At 66.1% G+C, this 22,219-nt stretch carries 21 protein-coding genes and 1 tRNA gene; 12 read left to right on the top strand and 10 right to left on the bottom strand.

Translation table 11 applies throughout. The annotated features are described in order from the left end of the window. The first annotated feature begins 42 nt into the window (after positions 1-42). Together NGK62_RS08215 and NGK62_RS08210 are read left to right on the top strand one after the other, a co-directional pair. Positions 43-1,116, top strand: a complete 1,074-nt coding sequence (locus NGK62_RS08215) for a succinylglutamate desuccinylase/aspartoacylase family protein (RefSeq protein ID WP_251877982.1) — start codon at positions 43-45, stop codon at positions 1,114-1,116. A 25-nt stretch (positions 1,117-1,141) separates the two neighbouring features. Continuing rightward, positions 1,142-2,074, top strand: a complete 933-nt coding sequence (locus tag NGK62_RS08210; RefSeq protein ID WP_251877980.1) for a pyridoxal-phosphate dependent enzyme — start codon at positions 1,142-1,144, stop codon at positions 2,072-2,074. A gap of 68 nt (positions 2,075-2,142) precedes the next feature. Here the strand turns inward: NGK62_RS08210 and NGK62_RS08205 are convergent, their stop codons facing one another. The 3 genes from NGK62_RS08205 to gloB all read right to left on the bottom strand — a co-directional run bounded on the left by NGK62_RS08205 (position 2,143) and on the right by gloB (position 5,876). Next, positions 2,143-3,336 carry an ATP-binding protein gene (locus NGK62_RS08205; protein WP_251877977.1) on the bottom strand — a complete coding sequence of 398 codons (1,194 nt, stop codon included), beginning with the start codon at positions 3,334-3,336 and terminating at the stop codon, positions 2,143-2,145. A 292-nt stretch (positions 3,337-3,628) separates the two neighbouring features. Next, entirely contained in the window at positions 3,629-5,047 is a 1,419-nt protein-coding gene (locus NGK62_RS08200; RefSeq protein ID WP_059372931.1) for a transglycosylase SLT domain-containing protein, read from the bottom strand. A 7-nt stretch (positions 5,048-5,054) separates the two neighbouring features. Beyond that, positions 5,055-5,876, bottom strand: coding sequence for a hydroxyacylglutathione hydrolase (gene gloB / locus NGK62_RS08195; RefSeq protein WP_251877975.1), 822 nt, complete (start codon positions 5,874-5,876; stop codon positions 5,055-5,057). A 20-nt stretch (positions 5,877-5,896) separates the two neighbouring features. Here gloB and NGK62_RS08190 point away from each other — a divergent pair, with 20 nt between their 5' ends. From NGK62_RS08190 to NGK62_RS08160, 7 genes are all read left to right on the top strand, one after another. Then, the gene (locus NGK62_RS08190; RefSeq protein ID WP_118932570.1) at positions 5,897-6,670 is read left to right on the top strand and encodes a class I SAM-dependent methyltransferase; all 774 of its coding nucleotides are present in this window, start codon (positions 5,897-5,899) and stop codon (positions 6,668-6,670) included. A gap of 57 nt (positions 6,671-6,727) precedes the next feature. After that, positions 6,728-7,189 (top strand): ribonuclease HI, encoded by a 462-nt coding sequence (gene rnhA / locus NGK62_RS08185; protein ID WP_059372942.1) that lies wholly within the window; start codon positions 6,728-6,730, stop codon positions 7,187-7,189. A gap of 180 nt (positions 7,190-7,369) precedes the next feature. Then, positions 7,370-8,458 carry an efflux RND transporter periplasmic adaptor subunit gene (locus NGK62_RS08180; protein WP_059372944.1) on the top strand — a complete coding sequence of 363 codons (1,089 nt, stop codon included), beginning with the start codon at positions 7,370-7,372 and terminating at the stop codon, positions 8,456-8,458. A gap of 33 nt (positions 8,459-8,491) precedes the next feature. Then, positions 8,492-11,608 (top strand): efflux RND transporter permease subunit, encoded by a 3,117-nt coding sequence (locus tag NGK62_RS08175; protein ID WP_118932571.1) that lies wholly within the window; start codon positions 8,492-8,494, stop codon positions 11,606-11,608. 3 nt (positions 11,609-11,611) lie between these two features. Beyond that, on the top strand, positions 11,612-12,334 hold the full coding sequence (gene dnaQ / locus NGK62_RS08170) for a DNA polymerase III subunit epsilon (protein WP_118932572.1): 723 nt from the start codon (positions 11,612-11,614) through the stop codon (positions 12,332-12,334). A 60-nt stretch (positions 12,335-12,394) separates the two neighbouring features. Then, positions 12,395-12,469, top strand: a tRNA-Val gene (locus NGK62_RS08165). Between the two features lie 320 nt (positions 12,470-12,789). Further along, positions 12,790-12,957 carry a hypothetical protein gene (locus NGK62_RS08160; RefSeq protein ID WP_118932573.1) on the top strand — a complete coding sequence of 56 codons (168 nt, stop codon included), beginning with the start codon at positions 12,790-12,792 and terminating at the stop codon, positions 12,955-12,957. Here NGK62_RS08160 and NGK62_RS08155 read toward each other — a convergent pair. The 5 genes from NGK62_RS08155 to NGK62_RS08135 all read right to left on the bottom strand — a co-directional run bounded on the left by NGK62_RS08155 (position 12,951) and on the right by NGK62_RS08135 (position 17,136). Then, positions 12,951-13,430, bottom strand: a complete 480-nt coding sequence (locus NGK62_RS08155) for a YaiI/YqxD family protein (protein ID WP_059372950.1) — start codon at positions 13,428-13,430, stop codon at positions 12,951-12,953. The genes NGK62_RS08160 and NGK62_RS08155 overlap by 7 nt on opposite strands. Positions 13,431-13,434: 4 nt before the next feature. Further along, positions 13,435-13,701, bottom strand: a complete 267-nt coding sequence (locus NGK62_RS08150) for a hypothetical protein (protein WP_054458453.1) — start codon at positions 13,699-13,701, stop codon at positions 13,435-13,437. Between the two features lie 42 nt (positions 13,702-13,743). Then, on the bottom strand, positions 13,744-15,249 hold the full coding sequence (locus tag NGK62_RS08145) for a TAXI family TRAP transporter solute-binding subunit (protein WP_251877972.1): 1,506 nt from the start codon (positions 15,247-15,249) through the stop codon (positions 13,744-13,746). Beyond that, positions 15,246-16,454, bottom strand: a complete 1,209-nt coding sequence (gene gltS, locus NGK62_RS08140; protein ID WP_118932575.1) for a sodium/glutamate symporter — start codon at positions 16,452-16,454, stop codon at positions 15,246-15,248. The genes NGK62_RS08145 and gltS overlap by 4 nt, the downstream gene beginning before the upstream one ends. Positions 16,455-16,638: 184 nt before the next feature. Then, on the bottom strand, positions 16,639-17,136 hold the full coding sequence (locus NGK62_RS08135; protein ID WP_059372956.1) for a GNAT family N-acetyltransferase: 498 nt from the start codon (positions 17,134-17,136) through the stop codon (positions 16,639-16,641). Between the two features lie 259 nt (positions 17,137-17,395). On the opposite strand from NGK62_RS08135, the gene NGK62_RS08130 reads away from it, so the two are divergent. Together NGK62_RS08130 and NGK62_RS08125 are read left to right on the top strand one after the other, a co-directional pair. Continuing rightward, positions 17,396-18,448, top strand: coding sequence for a glycosyltransferase family 2 protein (locus tag NGK62_RS08130; RefSeq protein WP_059372958.1), 1,053 nt, complete (start codon positions 17,396-17,398; stop codon positions 18,446-18,448). Position 18,449: 1 nt separating this feature from the next. Further along, positions 18,450-20,030 (top strand): glycosyltransferase family 39 protein, encoded by a 1,581-nt coding sequence (locus tag NGK62_RS08125; RefSeq protein ID WP_251877970.1) that lies wholly within the window; start codon positions 18,450-18,452, stop codon positions 20,028-20,030. Here the strand turns inward: NGK62_RS08125 and NGK62_RS08120 are convergent. Continuing rightward, positions 19,990-20,385 carry a GtrA family protein gene (locus NGK62_RS08120; protein ID WP_118932577.1) on the bottom strand — a complete coding sequence of 132 codons (396 nt, stop codon included), beginning with the start codon at positions 20,383-20,385 and terminating at the stop codon, positions 19,990-19,992. The genes NGK62_RS08125 and NGK62_RS08120 overlap by 41 nt on opposite strands. 36 nt (positions 20,386-20,421) lie before the next feature. On the opposite strand from NGK62_RS08120, the gene NGK62_RS08115 reads away from it, so the two are divergent. Then, entirely contained in the window at positions 20,422-21,237 is an 816-nt protein-coding gene (locus tag NGK62_RS08115) for a ChbG/HpnK family deacetylase (RefSeq protein WP_059372961.1), read from the top strand. A gap of 33 nt (positions 21,238-21,270) precedes the next feature. Here NGK62_RS08115 and NGK62_RS08110 read toward each other — a convergent pair whose 3' ends face one another. Next, the gene (locus tag NGK62_RS08110; RefSeq protein WP_059372963.1) at positions 21,271-22,134 is read right to left on the bottom strand and encodes a LysR family transcriptional regulator; all 864 of its coding nucleotides are present in this window, start codon (positions 22,132-22,134) and stop codon (positions 21,271-21,273) included. Between the last annotated feature and the right edge of the window lie 85 nt (positions 22,135-22,219).

Here is a 22,219-nt window from a genome sequence, read left to right as displayed (position 1 = left end):
TATTTTCCCGATCGAAACCCATAACGTATACCCAAAAGGTCTATGACGAAACCGACATTCCGCGAGTCGCCTCTATTGCGTGACCGGCGGGTCGCGCATCTGCCGGCGCGCAACCCGCACTGCGCGACGGCGTTCACCGACATCGATCTCGACGCGCCTGGACGCCAGGCGGGCTTCCTGCACATCCCGCAGTCGCCGCACGAAGACGCCTGGGGCACGGTGCGCATACCCATGGCGGTGCTGGCCAATGGCGACGGCCTCACCGTCATTCTGGAAGGCGGCAATCATGGAGACGAGTACGAAGGCCAGATCGTGCTGGGCGAACTCATCCGCGACCTGCCGCTGGACCGCGTCCGGGGCCGCCTGATCATCATGCCCGCGCTCAACGCGCCGGCGGCTGAAGCCGGCCTGCGCACCTCGCCGCTGGACGGCAAGAACCTGAACCGCACGTTTCCCGGCGACCATGCGGGCAGCATCACGGAACAGATCGCCGCCTACGTCAGCGACGAACTGTTCTCGCGCGGCGACGCGTTTCTCAGCCTGCATTCCGGCGGTTCGTCGCTGGACATCATTCCCAGCGCCCTGGTCCAGCCCTCGCAGGATGCCGCGCAAACCCAGCGCAACATCGATGCCGTGATGGCCTTCGGCGCGCCCTTCAACGTGATGCTGGACACGCTGGGAGACACGCGCACCAGCGTTGCTTCGGCGGTGGCGGCGGGGCTTACCTGCGTCAGCACCGAGATGGCGGGACGCGGCACCGTGACCGACAGCGCGCTCGCGCTGTGCCGCGCCGGCGCGCTGCGAGTGCTGGCGCATTGGGGTGTGCTGGACCAGGCTTGCGCCCAGCCGCTGGCGGCGCAGCCCGCGCCCCTGTGCAAGGTCAGCGGCGCGAAGTCCTATGTCATCGCCTCGGATCGCGGCGTGTTCGAGGCCTATCATCGGCATGGCGAGGCCGTCGAGGCCGGCCAGCCCGCAGGCCGAATCCACCAGACCTTCGATCCGCGGCGTGCGCCGGTTGAACTGGTTTACGGGACCAGCGGCGTCATCTTCGCCAAGCGCCATCCCGGCATCGTCGTGCCCGGCAACGTTTGTTGCGTCGTGGCCAGCGCGGTCTGATTTACTCATTCTTGAAGAACGGAACATGGCAATCCATATCGAAACCCCGGCGCTCGCATCCCGCGCCTTCTCCCTGCGCAGCGGCAAGGACGTGCGCCTGAAGATGGAGGCGCTGCAGCCCAGCGGCTCGTTCAAGGCCCGCGGCATAGGCCATGCGTGCCAGATCTACAAATCCCGCGGCGCCCGGCGCTTCATCTCTTCGTCCGGCGGCAACGCCGGGTACGCGGTGGCCTACGCCGGCCGCATGCTGGCCACGCCGGTGACCGTGGTGGTGCCTGCCACGACCTCGGAACGCGCCAAGAGCCTGATCCGTTCCGAAGGGGCTGAGGTCGTCGTGCATGGCGCTTCCTGGATGGAAGCCAACGCCCGCGCGCTGGAACTCATGACCGAGGCGGACGCGTTCCTGCATCCCTTCGATGACCCCTTGCTGTGGGAGGGACACGCAACCATGATCGACGAGCTGGCCCGGCAAGGCGGCCGACCGGATGCAGTCATCTGCTCGGTCGGCGGCGGCGGCCTGCTGTGCGGCGTGGTCGAGGGCCTGCGGCGCAACGGCTGGGCGGACGTGCCGGTGATCGCGGCCGAGACGGCCGGCGCCGACTCCTATGCCCAGGCCCTGGGCGCGGGGGCGCCGGTGCTGTTGCCCGAGATCCGGTCCATTGCGACCTCATTGGGCGCACGGCAGGTCTGCGACCGCGCGCTGGACCTGGCCAAGGAACATCCCATCGAGAGCGTGGTGGTGTCGGACGCCGCCGCGGTGGCGGCTTGCGAAGACGTGTTGCTGGAGCACCGCATCCTGGTCGAACCCGCCTGCGGCGCCTCGGTGGCGGCGCTGGACAGCGGTTCGGAGTTTCTGAAGAATGCCCGCTCGGTGGCGGTGATCCTGTGCGGCGGCGTGGGCGTCACGGCGGGCCAACTGGCGCAATGGAGCGCGCGGTTCGCGGGTGTTAGAGGTTAAGGAGTTGGTTTTGGCGCTTTCAGGGGGCGTCCTCGAGGACCGCTTCCTAGTGCCTCCATGTATCGACCTCAGTTCGTCTGCCAGTTGTCTCCGGGCATGATGCGTTTCATGAATTCGTCGAAAATAGGCACGGTAAATGCCGTGTCGCCATGAGTGGGACTCCAGAGCATGCCTTTGACAATCAGGGAGCCACGAACGGGTCCAAAGGAGGCAACGGGCCGGCCTAGCTGTTGCGCAATATCACCGGATCTGTGAGGGCCGGGTCCCAATTCCGCCATGGCGCGCAAGTACTTTTTTTCGGCTGGAGTAAGCCGATCGAATCGGACGCGAAAAAAACCCTCATCCAATGCTGCGACGGCTTCGCGAGACGCGTTCTCGACGTCTTCGGCAGTGATCGGGCTCGCCGTTGCGACATCCCATGCGCATTTTCCCCACTCTTGCAGGAAGTATGGATACCCCTGCGTTACGGCAATGATCGAATCGATCGCGGCTAGCTCAACTTCGACGTTCTCGTTGTTTGCCGGCACGTTGATGGCCAACGTTGCGTCAGCCGTGTTCAACGCCCCAATCTCGGCAAATTTGAACAGTCGTTCCGCATAGGACTTCGCCTGGCCCATGCGACCGCGCAGCTGAGGTAGTCCTGCGCCGACCAAGGTAACGGGCAACTGCTGTTGAGCACACCGGTGCAGCGCGGAGATCAGTGCCGCCAGTTGCGCTTCTTCAACGTATTGGAGTTCATCAATGAAGAGGGCGACCACGGTATCCGCTGCTCGGGCTGCACGGCCAACTTGCTCAAGCAGCGCTGCAAGGTCCTCTTCCAAGTCTCCGTTGTCGGCAAGACCGGGTTCTGGTTCGTAATCGAAGCCGACTTCGATGTCCGTAAACGAGACCTTGAGCCTTCTTGCGAAGCCGGCCAAACCTCTTAGCCCCCTGATCGCGATATCTTTGGCGGCCTCCACTCTGCTTAGGCGCAGGAGGGCCAAACGCAGTTGGGGCGCCAGTAGTGCTGGCAATGACTTGTTCTCAGGGGCCTCGACGCGAACGGTGTGCGCGCCTCTATCTTCCGCATCGGATCGCATCTTGTCCAAGAGCACTGTCTTTCCGACGCCGCGAAGGCCGAGCAACAAGACGCTCTTGGCTTGCTTGCCCAGCTTGAGGCGTTCCAAGCACACGCGCACGTCCTCGCGGATGTGGTCACGTCCCGCGAGTTCGGGAGGGGGACTGCCTGCGCCTGGCGCGTATGGGTTCAGGACAGGGTTCATGTGTACGGAAATTAGCGAAATTATCCTAAATCGATAATTTCACTAATTTCGCTATCAACAAGTCTAAGAGAAGAGAGCTAGGTATGCGGCAAGCGAACCTGCCAATCAATCTACTGCGGGCCGTTCCCTATGCAGCTTGTTGCGCTTGCGCTTGACGACGCATGGTTTCTCGGCCGATTGGGAGCAATTTTCCATAGAAATCACCGGCCGAAAATGGACCGACCCCAGAAGTCGGACACTAGTCCAACTTCTGGGGTCGTTTCATGGTGCGTCTTTATTGTTTCTGCGCCAATCAGCCGCGGGCGTTGGTACCCGGCACGCGCAGCTGCGAGCCCACCTTCAGGGCGCTGCCCTTGATGTTGTTGAGCGCGCGCAGCGCGTCGACCGAGGTGCCGTACTGCTTGGCCAGCGAGAACAGCGTGTCGCCCTGGCGCACCTTGTGGGTGCGGACATTGGGGCGGGCGCTGGCCACGCGGGCAGCCGGCGCCTGGGCGGCGCGGCCGCGCGGGGCGGCGGCCTTGTTGTCAGACGGCGCCGAGTCCAGCGCGCCCACCGGCGTGGCCAGCGAGGCCAGTTGCACGCCGCCCGTGCCGGGCTCGCCCGGCACCAGCAGGGATTGGCCGGAGGCGGATTTCTGGCGCGAACCGATGTCGTTGGTCTGGCGCAGCGTGGCTTCGCTCACGCCGAAACGCTTGGCGATCGAGGCGTAGGATTCGCCGCGGCGCGAGTGGTAGATCTTCCAGGCGCTGAGATCGCCCTTGTAGTTGGTCAGGTTGGCGTTGAAGATTTCGACACGGTCGGCCGGTAGCAGCAGGGTGGGGCCGTGGTCGCCGCGGATCACGGGGCGGTTGAACGAGGGGTTCAGGGCCTTGAATTCGTCCAGCGGCATTTCCGCCAGCTTGGCGGCTATTTCCAGGTCGATGTCGCTGTTCTTCTGGACCGTCACGAAGTAGGGCGTATTGCCCACCGGGGGCAGGGCCACCGCATAGCGCTGCGGATCGGCGATGATGTTCTTGATGGCCTGCAGCTTGGGCACGTAGTTGCGGGTTTCGTCGGGCATGTTCAGGGACAGGTAGTCCGTGCCCTGGCCGGCCGCTTCGTTCTTGGCCATGGCGCGTTGCACCGAGCCTTCGCCCCAGTTGTACGAGGCCAGCGCCAGGTACCAGTCGCCCTGCATTTCAAACAGCTTTTCCAGGTAGTCCAGCGCCGCGTTGGTCGAGGCGATGGGGTCGCGGCGCTCGTCGCGCCACCAGTCCTGCTTCAGGTTGAAGTGCTGGCCCGTGGCCGGCACGAACTGCCACAGGCCGGACGCCTGGGCGCGCGACAGCGCGGTCGGGTTGTAGGCGCTTTCGACGAAGGGCAGCAGCGCCAGCTCGGTCGGCAGGCCGCGGCGGTTGATCTCGTCGACGATGAAATACAGGTACTTGCCGGCCCGTTCCGCCATGCGCTGCACCGACTCGGGGTGGGACGCGTAGTAGTCGGTCCACTGCTGCGAGAGGTCGGTGTTCAGGTTGGGAATGGCGAAACCGCGGCGGATGCGGTCCCAGGCGTCGGCGGGCGGGTTGGTCAGGTCAACCGTCCGGGACGTGTCGCGGGCGATGTATCGCCCTTGCGAATTGGTGGTGAGGTTCTTGCTATCGGGGGCTTTGGTTCCTGCGCAACCGGCGAGGACTGCCAGCATGAGCGGCAGAAGGAGTCGGGATAGATTCATCAGGTTGTCACTTGAAATCGTTCTTCCATTCACGAAGGGAGGCAAAAACCTCTACCGGCGTAGCGTGGCTGCGGCCGGCCCAGCGCTCTGCGGCGTGGACGACCTCAACTTCTTGCGTGCGCAAAAACGGATTGGCCGCGCGTTCCTGCCCGATGGTGGACGGAAGCGTGGGAAGACCTTCTGCTCGTAATTGCTGGGCCTGCTGGTGCCACTGTTGCAGGCTGCGGTTGGCCGGATCGACTGCCAAGGCCCAGCGCAAGTTCGCTAGAGTGTACTCGTGTGCGCAAAAAACCTGTGTATCTGGCGGTAAAACAGCAAATTTCCCTAAAGAATCATGCATTTGCGCCGGAGTGCCTTCGAAAAGACGGCCGCAGCCCGCCGCAAACAGGGTGTCGCCGCAGAACAGAACCGGCTCCATACCGGCCGCGCGGCCGTAGTAGGCGATGTGGCCGGCGGTGTGTCCGGGAACGTCCAGCACGGCCAGGTCCAGGTCCAGTTCCGGGATCGCCACGCGGTCGCCCTCCGCCAGGCGCACGTCGCAGCGCGGCAGTTGCTCATGCGCGGGGCCGTATACGGTGATGCCCTCGATGCGGGACAATTCCGGTACGCCGCCCACGTGGTCGCCGTGATGGTGCGTGAGTAGAATGGCGCGCAGTCTCAAGCCGTTCTGGGCCAGCCAGTGCAGCACCGGGCCGGCGTCGCCGGGATCCACCACGGCGGCTTCATTGCCGCGGACGATGGCCCAGATGTAGTTGTCATTGAAGGCGGGTAGCGGCAAGACCGCGGCGTTGCGATCGCGGCCGCCTGTGGGGGCGGTCAAGGCTTGCATGGGATTCGAAGGAATAGAACGTGGCAGAAGATACTCCGCCGATTGTAGAACTGGCCGAATGGTTCCAGACGCCGCCGGGACAGTACGTGCTGGCCTGGGAGCGGGCGCAGTTCGACGCGGCTGTCGCGGACGTGTTCGGATATTACGCCTGGCAGGTGGGCCTGGCGGACATGAATCTGCTGCGCGCCAACCGCATGCCCTTCAAGGGCTACGTGGGCGGCGAGACCCCGTCCGCGGAAAGCACGGCCGCCTGGCAGTCGCGGGTAGTGCTGGCCGAACCCGAGGCCTTGCCGTTCGAGTCCCAGAGCGTGGACCTCCTGATCCTGCCGCATGCCTTCGAGTGCGCGGAGGATCCTCACAACGTGCTGCGCGAGGTCGAGCGCGTGCTGGTGCCCGAAGGGCGGGTGGTGATCTCGGGCTTCAATCCCTGGAGCATGTGGGGCGCGCGCACGCGCATGCCCGGCATGGAACCCTGGCTGCCGCAGCCGCCGTCATCCCAGGTGTCCCTGCCGCGCCTGAAGGACTGGTTCAAGCTGCTGTCGCTCGAGGTCGAGAGCAGCCACTTCGGCTGCTACGCGCCGGCCTGCCGCAGCGAAAAGTGGCTGCAGCGCTGGTCCTTCCTGGAGTCGGCGGGCGCCCGCTGGTGGAGCGTGGGCGGCGCGGTCTATCTGGTGTCGGCCGTCAAGCGGGTAGCCGGCATGCGTATCATTGGCCCGGCCTGGAAGAAGGCCAAGCCCAAACGCGCCCGCGCCGCGTCCGTGGTGGTCAACCGCCACGCGGACGACGGCTCCTGATGGGCCCAGCCCCGCGCCGCGGGGCCAATTTTTTTGCAAGGAATACCAAGCAGCACCATGCAGGACGACAAAGCGAACGAGCAGAAAGTGGAAATGTGGACCGACGGCGCCTGCAAGGGCAATCCCGGTCCGGGCGGCTGGGGCGTGCTGATGCGCGCCGGCAGCCACGAAAAGACCCTGCATGGCGGCGAACTCCAGACCACCAACAACCGGATGGAACTGTTGGCGGTCATCCAGGGCCTGCGCGCGCTCAAGCGTCCGTGCACGGTCACCATCCATACGGACTCCCAGTATGTGATGAAGGGCATGACCGAATGGCTCGCCAACTGGAAGCGGCGCGGCTGGATGACGGCCGACAAGAAGCCGGTCAAGAACGCCGAGCTGTGGCAACTGCTGGACGAACAGGTACAGCGCCATACCGTGTCCTGGCGCTGGGTTCGCGGCCATGCCGGCGATCCCGGCAACGAACGGGCCGACCAGCTGGCCAACATGGGCGTGGAATCGGCCCGCCGGGGCTGAGGGCATCGGGATATACCCTCGAATCCGCCCTCTGGGGCGGATTTAGTTCTTTCATCCGGCTTCAGGATTGTTCCAGTATGTAAATCCGGGTGCTAAAGTGCCAACCCTCATTCCAGTTCCTGCGGCGCAGTCCGCGTGGGGGCATGCCAGGCCCGCGCCGCAATACCGCCACATTCGCGCATGAAAAAAGCAGTACTGCTCGCCGCCGTAGCGGCAGGGTTGGCCGCGGGGGCCGCGCTCGGCATTTTTGTGCCGCGCTGGCTCGACCACGGAACCGCCAGTCCGCAACCCGGCGCCGTTCAAGCGCCCCTGGTCACGCGCGCCGTGCCGGTCCGGGTCGAGGTGGCCGCCGCCCAGGAAATACCGTTCGCGCGCGGCATCTCGGCCGTGGGCAGCCTGCGTTCCGACGAGTCCGTGGTGCTGCGGCCGGAGGTCGCGGGCCGCATCCAGTCGATCGACTTCAAGGAAGGCCAGCCGGTCAAGCGCGGCGACGTGCTGATCCGCCTGGACGATTCCGTGCCGCGCGCCGAGCTGGCCCAGGCCCGCGCCAACCTGACGCTGGCGCAAAGCCACTACCGGCGCTCGGTCGAGCTACAGGGCAAGGGCTTCGTCAGCCAGCAGGCGCGCGACGAATCCGCCAGCACGCTCAAGGTGCAGGAAGCCGCCGTGGCGCTGGCGCAGGCGCGGCTGGACAAGATGACGATCTCGGCGCCATTTGGCGGCATTGCGGGCTTGCGCAGCGTGTCGGTGGGCGACTACGTCAACCAGGGCCAGGACCTGGCCCCGCTGGAGGCGATCGATCCGCTCAAGGTCGACTTCCGCGTCCCTGAAATGTATTTGAGCAAGGTGGGCGTGGGCCAGCCGCTGACGCTGCGCATGGACGCGCTGCCCGGCCAGGAGCGCCAGGGCGTGGTCTATGCGGTGAGCCCGCTGGTGGACGCGGGCGGGCGCTCCATCCTGCTGCGCGCCACGGTCGCCAACAAGGATGCGGTGCTGCGCCCGGGCATGTTCGCCCGAGTGCAATTGCAGTTCAGCCAGGACAAGGCGCTGGTCGCGCCGGAAGCCGCGCTGTCGCCCTCGGGCGCGACGCAGTACGTCTACCGGGTCAAGAACGGCGTGGCCGAGCGGCGCGAGGTCACCATCGGCGAGCGCCGCGAGGGCCGCGTCGAAATCCTGACCGGGGTGGCGGCGGGCGACCAACTGGTGGTGTCGGGCTTGCAGCGGGTGACGGACGGCGCCGCGGTGACCGTTCTGGGCAACGGCGCGTGACGCCGGCCTTTTTCCATTTTTGGCGGTAGCGCAATGCGTATCTCGGAAACCTGCATCAAGCGGCCGGTGTTCGCATCGGTCCTGTCGCTGATCATCGTGCTGATCGGCCTGATTTCATATTCGCGCCTGACCGTGCGCGAGTATCCGAAGATCGACGAGCCCATCGTGTCGGTGGACACCACCTACAAGGGCGCTTCGCCCGAGGTGATCGAGTCGCAGGTGACCAAGCCGCTGGAAGACCAGCTGGCCGGCATCGAAGGCGTGGACGTGATGACCTCGCGCAGCCGCTCGGAACGCAGCCTCATCAACATCAAGTTCAACCTGTCCCGCAACCCGGACGCCGCGGCCGCGGAAGTCCGCGACAAGGTTTCGCGCGCGCGGCGCTTCCTGCCCGACGAGATCGACGAGCCCATCATCGGCAAGGTCGAAGCGGACTCCCAACCCATCATCTATATCGCGGTGGAGTCCGGATCGTATTCCGCGATCCAGACCTCGGACTACATCAACCGCTACATCAAGACCCGCCTGTCGGTGCTGCCGGGCGCGGCCGAGGTGCGCGTCTTCGGCGAACGCCTGCCGTCCATGCGCATCTACGTGGACCGCGACAAGCTCGCCGCCTACGGCCTGACCGTGCAGGACGTGGAGGCCGCGCTGCGCAGCCAGAACGTCGAGATTCCGGCAGGCCGCATCGAATCGCGAGCCCGCGAGTTCTCGGTGGTGTCCTCTACCGACCTGCAGACGCCCGCGCAGTTCGAGAACGTGATCGTCGCCAACGTCAAAGGCTATCCGGTTCGCATGCGCGACGTGGCCAACGTGGAGATCGCGGCCGCCAGCGACCGCGTGCTGTCGCGCTTCAACGGCAAGCCCGCCATCAACATCGGCGTGACGCGCCAGTCCACCGCCAACCCGCTGGAACTGTCCAAGGCGGCGCGCGAGGAAGTGGCGCGCCTGAACGAGAACCTGCCGGCCGGCATGAAGCTGAACATCGCGTACGACTCGTCGGTGTTCATCGAACGCTCCATCGATTCCGTGTTCCACACCATCGGCGAAGCCATCGTGCTGGTGGTGCTGGTGATCTTCTTCTTCCTGCGCAACCTGCGCGCCAGCATCATCCCCATCGTCACCATTCCGGTGTCGCTGGTGGGCGCCTGCGCGCTGATGTACCTGTTCGGCTTTTCCATCAACACGCTGACGCTGCTGGCCATGGTGCTGGCCATCGGCCTGGTGGTGGACGACGCGATCGTGGTGCTGGAGAACATCTTCCGCCACATCGAAGAGGGCATGCCGCGCAAGGAGGCCGCGCTGCGCGGTTCGCGCGAGATCGGCTTCGCGGTGGTCGCCATGACCATGACGCTGGTCACCGTGTACGCGCCGCTGGCCTTCGCCACGGGCCGCACCGGGCGGCTGTTCATCGAGTTCGCGCTGGCGCTGGCCGGCGCCGTGCTGGTGTCCGGTTTCGTGGCGCTGACGCTTACGCCCATGATGTGCTCGGTGCTGCTGCGCCACCAGAGCAGCCACAGCCGCTGGTACAACCTGATCGAAGGCTGGCTCAACGGCATGAGCAACGGCTACCGGCGCGCGCTGGCGCTGGCCCTGCGCCACCGCTGGGTGGTGGTGGCCATCGGCCTGGCGGTCGCGGCCGCGAGCGGCGTGCTGTTCAAGGTGGTCAAGAGCGAGCTGGCGCCCATCGAGGATCGCGGCGTGGTGTTCGGCATCGTCAGCTCGCCTGAAGGGGCGACGCTGAACTACACGCTGGAAAGCATGCTGGGCATCGAAAAGTTCTACTCCGACATTCCGGAGGCCAGCGGCAGCCAGGTGACCGTGGGCTTTCCTACCGTGACCGACGGCACCGCCATCCTGCGCCTGAAACCCTGGGAAGAGCGCAGCCGCAAGCAGCAGGCCATCACGCAGCAGCTGCAGCCGCAATTCGCCTCGCTGCCCGGGGTGCGCGCATTCCCGACCAACCCGCCGTCGCTGGGCCAGTCAGCGCGTTCCAAGCCGGTGGAATTCATCATCATGAGCCAGGCGTCCTACGCCGAGCTGTCGCGCCTGACCGAAGTGTTCCTGACCGAGTTGCGCAAGTATCCCGGCCTGATCAACCTGGACACCGACCTGCGCCTGAATACGCCCGAGCTGCGGGTGCGCGTGGACCGCGACAAGATGGCCGACGTGGGCGCCAATGTGGACACCGTGGGCCGCACCCTGGAATCCATGCTGGGCGGCCGCCAGGTCACGCGCTACAAGGACGAAGGCGAACAGTACGACGTGATCGTGCAGGTGACGCCACGCGACCGCGCCAACCCCACCGATATCTCGGGCATCTACGTGCGGGCGCGCGACGGCAGCATGGTGCAGCTGGACAACCTGCTGGGCGTGCATGAGGGCGTGTCGCCGCAATCGCTGAACCACTTCAACCGCCTGCGCGCCGTGAAGATCGACGGCGCGGTGGCGCCCGGCTACGCGCTGGGCGAAGTCCTGACGCACATGCATCAGGTGGCGCGCGAGGTGCTGCCCAACACCATCGTCACCGACCTGGACGGCCAGTCGCGCGAGTTCCGCGATTCCTCCGGCAGCATCTACCTGGTCTTCGCCATGGCGCTGGCCTTCATCTACCTGGTGCTGGCCGCGCAGTTCGAAAGCTGGCGCAATCCCTTCATCATCATGCTGTCGGTACCGCTGTCCATGACCGGCGCGCTGCTGGCGCTGTGGCTGACCGGCGGCACCTTGTCCATCTACAGCCAGATCGGCCTGATCACGCTGGTGGGGCTGATCACCAAGCACGGCATTTTGATCGTCGAATTCACCAACCAGCTGCGCGACGAAGGCAAGGAATTGTTCGAGGCGGTGGTCGAAGCCAGCGTGCTGCGCCTGCGCCCCATCCTGATGACGACCGGCGCCATGGTGCTGGGCACCGTGCCGCTGGCCTTGTCCACGGGCGCGGGGGCGGAATCGCGCCAGCAGATCGGCTGGGTTCTGGTGGGCGGGCTGATGCTGGGTACACTACTGACCTTGTTCGTCGTGCCGGTGGCCTACACCTTGATCGCCACCGCACGCAAGAAACCCGGCCAGGCCGGCAGCGCAGCGCATCATCCGGACCCCGCTCCGGCGCCGCACGCGCAGCCCGCCGCGCCTGCCCAAGCGTCGGAATAAGTTATGCGCCAGATCATCTTTGACACTGAAACCACCGGACTGGACCCTGCCCAGGGCCATCGCATCGTCGAGATCGGCTGCGTGGAGATGGTCAACCGGATGACCACCGGCAACAACCTGCACATCTACCTGAACCCGGACCGCGACAGCGACCCCGAGGCGCTGGCGGTGCACGGCCTGACTACCGAGTTCCTGTCCGACAAGCCGCGCTTCGCCGATGTCGCGGACGAATTCGTCAAGTTCATCCAGGGCGCAGAGCTGATCGCGCACAACGCGGCGTTCGACGTCAAGTTCTTCAACGCCGAACTCGCCAAGACCGGGCGCGGCCCGGTCACCGAGTACTGCGAAACGGTCACGGACTCGCTGCTGCATGCGCGCTCGCTGTTCCCAGGCAAGCGCAATTCGCTGGACGCTCTGTGCGACCGCTTCGGCATTTCCAACGCCCACCGCACCCTGCACGGCGCATTGCTGGACTCGCAGCTCTTGGCGGAAGTCTGGCTGGCCATGACCCGCGGCCAGGACGCGCTGCTGATCGACGTGGACGACGGCGCCAGCGGCGGCGGCAATGGTATCGAACTGGCCCGCTTCGACGCTTCGGGCCTGCCCGTGATCAAGGCCAGCGAGGCGGAACTGGCCGAGCACGAAAACTATCTCGCGGCCTTGGATAAGTCCGTGGGCGGGGCGTGCACCTGGCGCAAGATCGACGCGCCAGTGGCGGCCGCATAAAGTTTTTTCGAGGCGACTTGCACGCGTTCAAAAAAACGTGCTAATATTTCGCCTCTTTCGGGGTGGTTAGCTCAGTGGTAGAGCACTGCCTTCACACGGCAGGGGTCACTGGTTCGAACCCAGTACTACCCACCAAAGACCCTTGGAAGATGACGTAAGCCTCAGGCTTATCGTTGTCGGCGTACCAAGGTTAAAAAAGACGCAAAGCAAAGAAAGCCAACCGCGAGGTTGGCTTTTTTGTTTTGCGCTCAGGCCACATTGGGCACGCCTTTAAATCCGGGCGCTTTGCATATGGCATGCAAGCCATTGCGCTGAACCGTCCCTTTCATTACCCTTCTCTTGATTTGTCGCAAGCGGACTCACGTCGATTGAGCCGCGTCGCATGCGAGCCTGACTATCATTGATAACAAAGGCTTTGGCCCGTGGGGCCAGGCATAGGCGAACAGGAGAAGGTCATGTCCGAGCACACCAATACCATGTTGATCATCATCGTCGCCGGCGTGGCGCTCATGTTGGTCGGCTTCGGGCTGCGCGACCGCAATATCGGCATGGGACTGATGGGCATAGGCCTGATCACGGCCCTGGGCACGATCATCTACAAGGCCTACATCACCTTCTATTGACCGCTTGCCGAGCCCGGCTGCGTCTTGCGCGCCGCGCGCGCCAGCAGGGTGTCCAGCTGATTGGCGAAGGCCTTGCGGTCGGCCTGGCTGAATGCTGCCGGGCCGCCGGTATCCACGCCGCTGGCCCGCAGCTCTTCCATCATGTCCCGCAACGCCAGCCGCTCCCGGATCGTTTCCGGCGTATAGCGTTCGCCCCGCGGGTTCAGGGCCATCGCGCCTTTTTCCAGGACTTGCGCGGCCAGCGGGATGTCGCCGGTGATCACCAGGTCGCCCTCGGACGCGCGTTCGGCGATGTGGGCGTCGGCGACGTCGAAGCCGCGCGGCACCTGCACCGCGCGGATCAGCGGGGAGGGCGGGGTGTAGAGCATCTGGTTGGCCACCAGCGTCAGCGGCAGTTGCCAGCGCTGGGCGGCGCGGAACAGGATGTCCTTGATGACCGCGGGGCAGGCGTCCGCATCGACCCAGATATGCATGCGCTTACTTGTCCAGCGCGTTTTGCAGCACTTCGGCCACGATGTCGTTGGTCGACACGCCGCGTTCGGCCGCCAGGGCGCGCAGCTTGTCGGCGTGGGCCTGCGACAGCTTCAGGGGGAACGGCACCAGGCCGGCGGCCTGGTCCAGCTTGCGCTGTTCGCGGCGGTCGGGCACTTGCGAAGCGGTGCCGAAGCGGTCCGGGGTGGAGGCTTGCTTGAGCTGGCCGGCCAGCTTCAGGGCCTGGTTTTTCTGCAGATCGAATTTATTCATGGGGATTCCTGGTAGGGAGCGCAATCATAAGCGCAACCGGCTTCATTGCGGCTTGGCCTGTTCAAGCTTGGCCAGCCCTTCCTGGGCGCCGTCGTGCAGCGGCACGGTCAGTCCGCGGCGGGCGGTCGCCAGCCCTACCTGGGCGCCCTGGGCGGATCCGGCGGCCAGCAGGTCCTGCCCGGTCACGTAGACCGCGCGCACGATCACCAGGGCCTCGTCCCGGGTCAGGTCCGCGGTGGTGAGCAGCAGCGCCGCCATGCCCACCGTGGGGATCGGCTCCGCCTGGTTGGGGTAGGTGCCGGCGGCGATGTCCAGCGGCATCAGCGCGTTGTCCTCGGCCCCGGTCAGCGCCTTGATGGCGGCGGGGTCCAGCGGCAGCAGCTTCAGTCGCGCCTGGGTCAGCGCATCGCGCAAGGGCGTGGCGGGCACGCCGATGACCTGGGCGGCGGCGTCGACCTTGCCGGAGTTCAGCGCCGGCAAGGACTCGGTGAAGGGCGTGTCGGCCACGGTGTAGTCGCGGCCGGCCTGCAGGCCATGGGCGGCGAGCACGGTTTCCAGCGTGGCGCGCACCGCCGAGCCTTCCGGCCCCAGGGCGATGGTCTTGCCCTTGAGATCGCGTACGCCGCGCAGGGCGGCGTCGTCGCGGACCACGATATGGACCAGTTCCGGATACAGGCTGCCCAGGGCGCGCAGGCCGGTGAAGGGACCCTGGCCCGCGAATGGCCCCTTGCCGTCATAGGCGAGCCGCGCCGTGTCGGCCTGGGCCAGTCCCACCACCGCGTCGCCGCTGCGCAGCAGCGCGATGTTCTCGGCGCCGCCGCCCGTGATCAGCGGCGAGACCCGGATCTGCTGCTTGCGCGCGACGTCGCTCAGGGCGCGCGCAAACGCCACATACTCGCCGCGGTCCGGGCCGCCGGCCAGCGGGTAGCCCTGTTGCATGCGGGCCAGCCGGCCGTTGATGCGCGCCACGGAGCGTTCCAGTTCCTGTTGCACTACGTGCTGCGCGGTGCTGGAGGCGCTGTAGGAAACCGAATGGGTGATCTGGTCCAGCGTGTCCAGCAGCTGGCGCGTGACGGGCGGCGGCGCGCCGGTGTCCAGGTTGGGCGCCTCGGCCGCCTTGAAGCCGGCCGGGGTCACCAGCTTCCAGGCGTCGCCTTCCTTGCGGTAGATGGCGCTGGCGTGCGCGACGATGCGGTCGCCCGCCTGGTTGCCGCCGGATTTCACGCCGCTGATGCTGCGCGGGCCGGCGCCCAGCAGCGTGACCAGCGCGGCGGCGCCGGGCTGGTCCCAGGCGCCCAGGGTGATGTTGCGCGCCAGGTCCAGTTCGACGTCGTAATAGACCACGCGGCGGGTTTCGCCCGCCGGGGCGCTGCTGTCCGAGGCCGATCCCATGCGCTTGATCCCGGCGATACGGAACAGGTCCGCGCCGTAGGCGGTGGCCAGGCTGCGTTCCACGTCGGCGCGCAGGGCGTCGGTATCGGGCGCGCGGCCGCAGGCCGCCAGCAGCAGGCAGAAGCTCAGAATGACAAGGCGTTTGAACATGGTCACATGCCTCCCACGAACGGCAAGGAGATCAGCGAGGTCAGCACGATTACGTTCAGGATGTCGACCAGGAAGGCGCCGGTGACCGGCACGACGATGAACGCTTCCGGCGCCGGGCCATGGCGCCGCGTCAGCGCCTGCATATTGGCGATGGCGGTGGCGGTCGCGCCCAGCGCGAAGCCGCAGAACGCGGCCGACATGATGGCTGCTTCGTAGTCGCGCTTGAGCATGCGGAACACGACCCAGGCGGCATACAGCGCGCATACCAGGGTCTGCACCGCCAGCATCAGGGCCAGCGGGCCGGCCAGGCGCGCCACGCTGGACAGGTCCAGCGTCATCATCGTCATGCCCAGGAACAGCGACAGGGAGATGGTGCCGATGATTTCGGTGGCGCGGTCGTCCAGCTTCAGGCCCAGCTTTTCGCCGCCGTTGCGGATCAGTACGCCCGTGGCCAGGCACCACAGGAAGTTCGGCAGGCTGACCGGGGCGTCCTCAACCAAGGCCGCCAGGTAGCCGCCGACCACCAGGCAGACCAGGGCGGCGGTCAGGGACACGATGTAGGAGCCGGCGGAGGACGCGGGCGCGTTTTCCATCAGGTCCGCAGGCTCGTGGCCGTCGCCGGGCGCGTGGTCGAGGCTGCCGGCCAGCTTGTGGCGCCGCATCAGCCATTCGGCCACCGGCCCGCCCACCACGCCGCCCAGCACCAGCCCCAGGGTGGCGGCGGTCATCGCCAGCGCCATCACGTCCTGGATGTTGTTGAAGTCGGCGAAGCGCGTGGCGTAGGCCGCGCCCGTGCCGTGACCGCCCACCAGCGTGATGGTGCCGCCCAAGAGGCCCATCAGCGGATGCATGTCCAGGAGCCAGGCCATGCCCAGCCCGACGGCGTTCTGCAGCACCAGGAACGGGATCAGGGCCAGCAGGAAGGCAATCAGCCTGGGGCCGCCCTTGGCCAGCAGCTTGAGGTTGGCGGTCAGGCCGATGCTGCCGAAGAACAGCAGCAGCAAGGTCGGCTTGATGCTGGTTTCCAGCGAGACGGAGATGCCGCCCCAGGTCGCCAGCAGGTAGGCCAGTACGGCGAACAGGAGGCCGCCGACGATGGGGTCCGGAATGCTGTAGCGGGCGAGGACGCCGATCTTGGTGGTGAGCACGCGTCCGATGACCAGGACGAGGCAGCATGCCAGCAGTGATTGAACGGGCGTAAGCGAGATCATAGGTGCCTTTGCGCCCTGTCCGGGCACGGTGAACTTTCTGGCTGTTTGAACCCTGCCGCCTCACACGGACTGAGGCTTATGTTACGTCCGCCGCGCGGGCGATGTACATGGGGCAGGGAGGCGGCGCGCGGCGCGGGGCCGGGCGGGCGGAAAGCCGCGGCGGAGGTCGCCGCGGCCGGGGCGGCTAGAGTGGAAATGCGCGCGACATGTATTGCGCGCGCGGCCCGTAGCCAGCCAGTTTTTCGGTCAGGTCGGCGCTGTCTGCGCTGACCGGCAGGTAGCCGTGGCGCTGCCAGTAACCCACGGCGGATTCCAGGGACACCAGGCTGGCGCGGCGCAAGCCGCCTTCATGCGCGCTGTCGGCGGCGGCGCGCAGCAGCGCCTGGCCCACGCCCAACCCCTGCGCCGAGGGCGCCACGGCGCAGTCGTGCAGGAACCAGTGGTCGGCCGCGGCCGGCAGCGCCGCGAGCGCCACATCCAGGGCGGGCGGCAGTCCCGCGTCCCAGGGATAGGAAATCAGGTAGCCCAGCAGCGCATCCGGGCTGGCCCCAGCCTGCGCTACCCAGCAGTGCGAGGGGGCGAGCGCCAGGCGGTTCTGGAAGAAACCCGCGCTTTCCAGCAGGAAACCGGGGTAGGCCAGGGTCTGGAGGGCCAGGATGGCGTCCACGTCGCTGGCCTGCATGAGCCGGACTTGATATTGCATGACAACCTGCGAAAACAAAAAACTCGGGCGCATTTTACCGATGCGCAGGCGCAGTCCGGCTTTACAGGGCTTCACAAATTGGGGACACAGGTTTACGCCACTTTATTGTTTTCCGGGGGACGCTCCCTAGAATTCATCTGGATTTCTCGGGCGCTGCAGGCAATTGCGCATTTCATGAAAATTCGACAGATCCCTACGCATACTGCTCGGCATAGTCCTGCATTCCGAGTCTAGAGCCATGCACATTCAGTTCCGGTCCGAATCCGCTGTCCCGCAAGTGCTGACCAAATCGTATCCGCTGGAAACGGTTTGGCCGGCGGCCGAGGCTCGCGTGCCGTACGACACTTGCGTGACCTGCGTCATTCCGTGCCTGAACGAATGCGAGAACCTGCAGGTGCTGCTGCCTCTGCTGCGCAACCGCCTGGAGGCGCTGTGCACCAGCTGGGAAATCATCGTGGCCGATGACGGCAGCACGGACGGCACGGAAGCGCTGATGGCCGAATGGACCGAACACGATGGTTTTCGCTACGTGCAGCTGTCGCGCAACTTCGGCAAGGAAGCCGCGATCAGCGCCGGCCTGGAAGCCGCCACGGGCAATGCGGTGATCTGCCTGGATGCGGATCTGCAGCATCCTCCCGCCTTGATCGAGCAAATGCTGGCGCGCTGGGCCGCCGGGGCCGAAATGGTCTACGCCGTGCGCGAGACCCGCGCCGACGAATCCTGGGCCAAGCGCGCTGGCGCGCGCTGGTTCTACAAGTTGTTGAGCGGCGCGCGCGGCGTGGACGTGCCGGCGCACGCGGGCGATTTTCGCCTGATGGACCGCAGCGTGGTGGACGCGCTGATCGCGCTGCCCGAACGCACCCGATTCATGAAAGGCCTGTACGCCTGGGTCGGCTTCAAGGGCGAAGCGCTGGCCTATACCCCCGAGGAGCGCATGCACGGCGACAGCCGTTTCAGCAGCATGCGCCTGGTCCGGCTGGCGCTGGACGGCCTGACCGCTTTCACGACCTGGCCGCTGCGCCTGGTCAGCCTGGTCGGCGTGGCCTTTGCCATGCTGGCGCTGGCCTATGCCGCCTATCTGGTCGGCGAGTACCTGTTCTTCGGCAACGAGGTTTCCGGTTGGACGACCATCGTCACGGCGGTGCTGTTCTTTGCCGGCGTGAATCTGATTTCCCTGGGCGTGGTGGGCGAATACGTGTCGCGGATCTTCGATGAGGTGAAGGGCCGGCCGCTGTTCGTCGTGCGCCGGCGCCAGGGCAGGGCTTCCCGGCCGGGCCAAGGCTTGGACTGACATGTTCGCCACGACGTTCTGGCGGCGCTCCGATTGGACCCCGCCAGCGGGACGCTTCCTGATCGCGATAGGCGCGTGGCTTGCTTTCCTGGCCTGGATCAGGCCCCTGACCCTGCCCGATGAAGGGCGCTATGCCGGTGTGGCCTGGGACATGCTGCGCAGCGGTTCGCATGCGGTGCCCCTGTTGGACGGCATGCCGTATTTCCACAAGCCGCCGCTTTACTACTGGCTGACTGAGCTGTCCTTTTCGGTGTTCGGCGTGCATCCCTGGGCGGCGCGGGTGCCCTCTTGGCTGGCCGCGTGGGCCGCGGCGGCTGCGATGTACGCCTTTGTGCGCCGCTACCGCGATCCCGCGACCGCCATGACGACCGTGCTGATCCTCGCCACCATGCCGTTTTTCTATGGTGGCGCGCAGTTCGCGAATCTGGACATGCTGGTGGCCGGCATGATCACGCTGTGCGTGCTGGCGGCAACGGATACGGTGCTGCGCGAGGAGCGCGGAGAAGCCTGGCACGCGATGGCCGTGGCGGCTGGCGCGCTGGCCGCGCTTGCCGTGCTGGCCAAGGGGCTGATCGGCCTGGTGCTGCCGGGCGCCATCCTGCTGATCTGGCTGGTGTGGGAACGCCGGTGGCGCGGCCTGGCTGCGCTGTTCTGGCCGCCCGCGCTGCTGGTGTTCATCGCCGTGGCGGCGCCGTGGTTCGTGCTGATGCAGTGGCGCTATCCAGGTTTCTACGACTACTTCTTTGTCTATCAGCACTTCCAGCGCTTTGCCGCTACTGGTTTTAACAATGCGCAGCCGTTCTGGTTCTATCTGCCGGTGGTGGCCGGGCTGAGCTTGCCCTGGTCGCTTTGGGGCGGCGGCATCCTGCGCAAGACGTTCTGGGAAGCCGGTCCCTCGCGCAGCTTGCGGCGCCTGGCGGTGCTGTGGTTTGCCGTCGTGCTGGCGTTCTTTTCGCTGCCGAATTCCAAGCTTGTGGGCTATGTCCTGCCGGCGCTGGCGCCGCTGGCTTTCCTTCTGGCCGAAGTGATCCAGGGAGCCAGGCGCGCCGACGCCGATTCGGCCACCCGCCTGCTGCGCCTGAGCGCCGCGGTGGCGGTGGGGATCTGCGTCATCGCGGTGGGCATCGCCGCCAACAATGCGCGCGGCAGCGCGGGCCCGCTGGCCAAGGTGGTGCGGGAGCAGGCGCGGCCGGACGATACCTTCGTGTCGTTGCACACCTATCCGTTCGACCTGGCGCTGTACGCCCGGGCGCCGCGGCCCGCCTGGGTGGTGGACGACTGGCTCAATCCGGAGGTGCCCGTGCGGGACAACTGGCGCAAGGAGCTGTATGACGCCGCCCAGTTCGACCCCGAAACCGGCGGACAGGTGCTGCTCAGCCCCGCGGAGTTCAACGCGCGCCTGTGTCAGGCAGCCGAAGGCAGCCGCTACTGGGTATGGGGTACCGCGGCGGACAACCAGGTTTATGCGCCGTTGCAGGGGCTGGCGCCGGTGGTCAGTAGCGTGAAGTATGTAATGTGGCGCGTCGACGTGGACGCGGCCCTCAGGCAGCGGGTTTGTGGCGGAACGCCCAAAGCCGGCTAGCGATGAAGGTCGCCACGGCGAGCCCGAGCAGGATCAAGGCAAGCAGGATGTCGTAACGGATGGTAGTGCTATGCAGTAGCCAGGCGTATGCGGCTTCGTTGATGATGAAGCCGGCTGCTGACACAAGGAAGAAACGCCGCGCTGCTACCGTCCACGGAGTTTTGGAATGTCGGAACGTAAGCCGGTAGTGGCCAGTGAAGGAAACCGCGAATGCAACCAGCCAGCCGATCAGGTTGGCGGCCAGGGGCGGCATGCGAAAGAGTTCGACGCAACCCACGGCGACAGCCCAGTGGGTGGCCGCGGCGGCGCATCCGACGGCAATGAAGGTGCTTACTTGTTGCAGCAGGGCGCGCATGAAGGGCGTGGCGGAAATGAAGTCAAAGGTATAGCAATGAGCAAACGTATCGTGGTCTGCGGTGATGATTTTGGCATGAATGCCGATATCGATGAAGGCATGATTGCGCTGGCCGGCATGGGCCGGCTGAGCGCGGTCAGCTGCCTCACGCTGGGTCCGTCGTTCGCGTCGAACGCCGGGCGCCTGGCTCCGATGAACGTGGATATCGGCCTGCACGTGAACTTCACGGAAGCGCTTACGCCTGGCGCCGAGCCCATGCCCACGCTGAGCCGGCTGATCCTGAGCGCCTATGCGGGCGGACTCGACGCCGCCTGGATCGATGCGCAGCTGGCGTGCCAGTTCGATGCTTTCGAGGCCGCGTTCGGCCGCGCGCCGGACTATGTCGACGGGCACCAGCACGTGCATCAGCTGCCGGGCATCCGCGAACGGCTGCTGCTGTTGCTCAAGCAACGCTATGGCGATCATATGCCTTGGCTGCGCCAGACGGCGCCGGGCATGCAGGTTGGCATTCCCCTGAAAGAAGCCCTCAAGGCGCGCGTCATTGGCGCGCTCGGTTCGAGCGCGCTGGCGCGCGAGGCGCAAAAGGATGGCATGCGCACCAACCGCCGGCTGCTGGGCGTCTATGGCTTCGAAGGCGGCAAGCGGCGCTACGCGGACCTGCTGCAGAACTGGCTGTTCAACGCGCGCGACTGCGACCTGGTCATGTGCCATCCGGCCATGGGCAGCCAGGATGACTGCGCCATGTCGCGCCAGCGCCGCGCGGAGTTCGACGTGCTGGCCAGCCCGAAGCTGGGCGACTGGCTCAACGCCAACGGCGTGCACATCTCGCGCTTGCCGGCCACGGCGCGCTGATCGGCTGCAAGGCCGTTGCGGCGCGGGCTGGCTCTAGCCGCCCGTCAGGCTCTGCAGCAGCCACGCGCCTGCCGGCCCCAGCGCGCGGCGCCGCGACCAGACCGCGTCGACGCGGATGTGGCGCGGCCAGCCTGGCGCCTTCAGCTCCACCAGCTGATCCTGGCCGAAACGCTGGAACATCCAGCGCGGCAGTTCGGTCCAGCCAAACCCCAGGGTCGCCATGTCCATCAGCATCAAATAGCCGGGCGCCGACCAGGTCGCGTACGCGGGTTCGGTCTCCTTGTCGCCCAGTTCGTACGTGCTCAGGCGCAGCGCGCGTTCGGATTTCAGCTGGTCCTCCGTGACCCGGGGCAGCTTTGCCAGCGGGTGCTTGCGGCTCACGCACAGGACGATTTCAGAAAGCTCCGCCAGGGCGGCGTGCGCGACGTCGGGCGGATAGCTCTCCTGGGCGGCCATCAGCCCCAGGTGCGCGCGGCCCTGCTGCACCAGCGCCACCACATCCTCGTATTCCGCGATCAGGCATTCGAAGCGCAGCGCCGGATAGCGCTGGTCGATCTGGCTCAGCATGTTCTCGAAGGTCTCGGACTGGAACGTGTCGGACAGCACTACCGTCAGCCGGGGCTCCAGGCCTTCGGACAGTTGGCTGGCGCTGCGATTCAACCTGTCGTTGGCGGCCAGCACCTGCAAGGCCTGGCCCAGCAGCACGCGGCCCGCCTCGGTCAGGACGGGCTGGCGCTGGCTGCGGTCGAATAGCGCCACGTTCAGGTCCACCTCCAGGTTGGCGATGGTTTCGCTGATGGTGGACTGGCTTTTCCCGAGCTTGCGGGCGGCAGCCGAAAACGTGCCTTCGGAGGCGACCTGGGCGAACGCCGCCAGGGATTCCAGGGAGTGGCGCATAGACGGAGGCTCCGTGATTATCGGTTTTTCCGATGAAAACCATCTTTATGGTAACGGAAATATCGTCGAAAATCCCTGCCACTGA

The organism is Achromobacter sp. Marseille-Q4954 (genome assembly GCF_943737025.1).
In the GTDB taxonomy this organism is placed as follows: domain Bacteria; phylum Pseudomonadota; class Gammaproteobacteria; order Burkholderiales; family Burkholderiaceae_B; genus Achromobacter; species Achromobacter bronchisepticus_A.
This window is presented reverse-complemented; position numbering and strand designations above follow the sequence as displayed.

Bases quoted from the DNA above. Each gene is read 5' to 3' on its own strand.
- rnhA (WP_059372942.1), top strand. From the start codon at position 6,728: ATGCAGGACGACAAAGCGAACGAGCAGAAAGTGGAAATGTGGACCGAC.
- NGK62_RS08115 (WP_059372961.1), top strand. From the start codon at position 20,422: ATGAGCAAACGTATCGTGGTCTGCGGTGATGATTTTGGCATGAATGCC.
- NGK62_RS08120 (WP_118932577.1), bottom strand. From the start codon at position 20,385: ATGCGCGCCCTGCTGCAACAAGTAAGCACCTTCATTGCCGTCGGATGC.
- NGK62_RS08125 (WP_251877970.1), top strand. From the start codon at position 18,450: ATGTTCGCCACGACGTTCTGGCGGCGCTCCGATTGGACCCCGCCAGCG.
- NGK62_RS08200 (WP_059372931.1), bottom strand. From the start codon at position 5,047: ATGAATCTATCCCGACTCCTTCTGCCGCTCATGCTGGCAGTCCTCGCC.
- NGK62_RS08150 (WP_054458453.1), bottom strand. From the start codon at position 13,701: ATGAATAAATTCGATCTGCAGAAAAACCAGGCCCTGAAGCTGGCCGGC.
- gloB (WP_251877975.1), bottom strand. From the start codon at position 5,876: ATGCAAGCCTTGACCGCCCCCACAGGCGGCCGCGATCGCAACGCCGCG.
- NGK62_RS08215 (WP_251877982.1), top strand. From the start codon at position 43: ATGACGAAACCGACATTCCGCGAGTCGCCTCTATTGCGTGACCGGCGG.
- NGK62_RS08110 (WP_059372963.1), bottom strand. From the start codon at position 22,134: ATGCGCCACTCCCTGGAATCCCTGGCGGCGTTCGCCCAGGTCGCCTCC.
- NGK62_RS08130 (WP_059372958.1), top strand. From the start codon at position 17,396: ATGCACATTCAGTTCCGGTCCGAATCCGCTGTCCCGCAAGTGCTGACC.
- NGK62_RS08210 (WP_251877980.1), top strand. From the start codon at position 1,142: ATGGCAATCCATATCGAAACCCCGGCGCTCGCATCCCGCGCCTTCTCC.
- NGK62_RS08205 (WP_251877977.1), bottom strand. From the start codon at position 3,336: ATGAACCCTGTCCTGAACCCATACGCGCCAGGCGCAGGCAGTCCCCCT.
- NGK62_RS08135 (WP_059372956.1), bottom strand. From the start codon at position 17,136: ATGCAGGCCAGCGACGTGGACGCCATCCTGGCCCTCCAGACCCTGGCC.
- NGK62_RS08180 (WP_059372944.1), top strand. From the start codon at position 7,370: ATGAAAAAAGCAGTACTGCTCGCCGCCGTAGCGGCAGGGTTGGCCGCG.
- dnaQ (WP_118932572.1), top strand. From the start codon at position 11,612: ATGCGCCAGATCATCTTTGACACTGAAACCACCGGACTGGACCCTGCC.
- gltS (WP_118932575.1), bottom strand. From the start codon at position 16,454: ATGATCTCGCTTACGCCCGTTCAATCACTGCTGGCATGCTGCCTCGTC.
- NGK62_RS08175 (WP_118932571.1), top strand. From the start codon at position 8,492: ATGCGTATCTCGGAAACCTGCATCAAGCGGCCGGTGTTCGCATCGGTC.
- NGK62_RS08160 (WP_118932573.1), top strand. From the start codon at position 12,790: ATGTCCGAGCACACCAATACCATGTTGATCATCATCGTCGCCGGCGTG.
- NGK62_RS08155 (WP_059372950.1), bottom strand. From the start codon at position 13,430: ATGCATATCTGGGTCGATGCGGACGCCTGCCCCGCGGTCATCAAGGAC.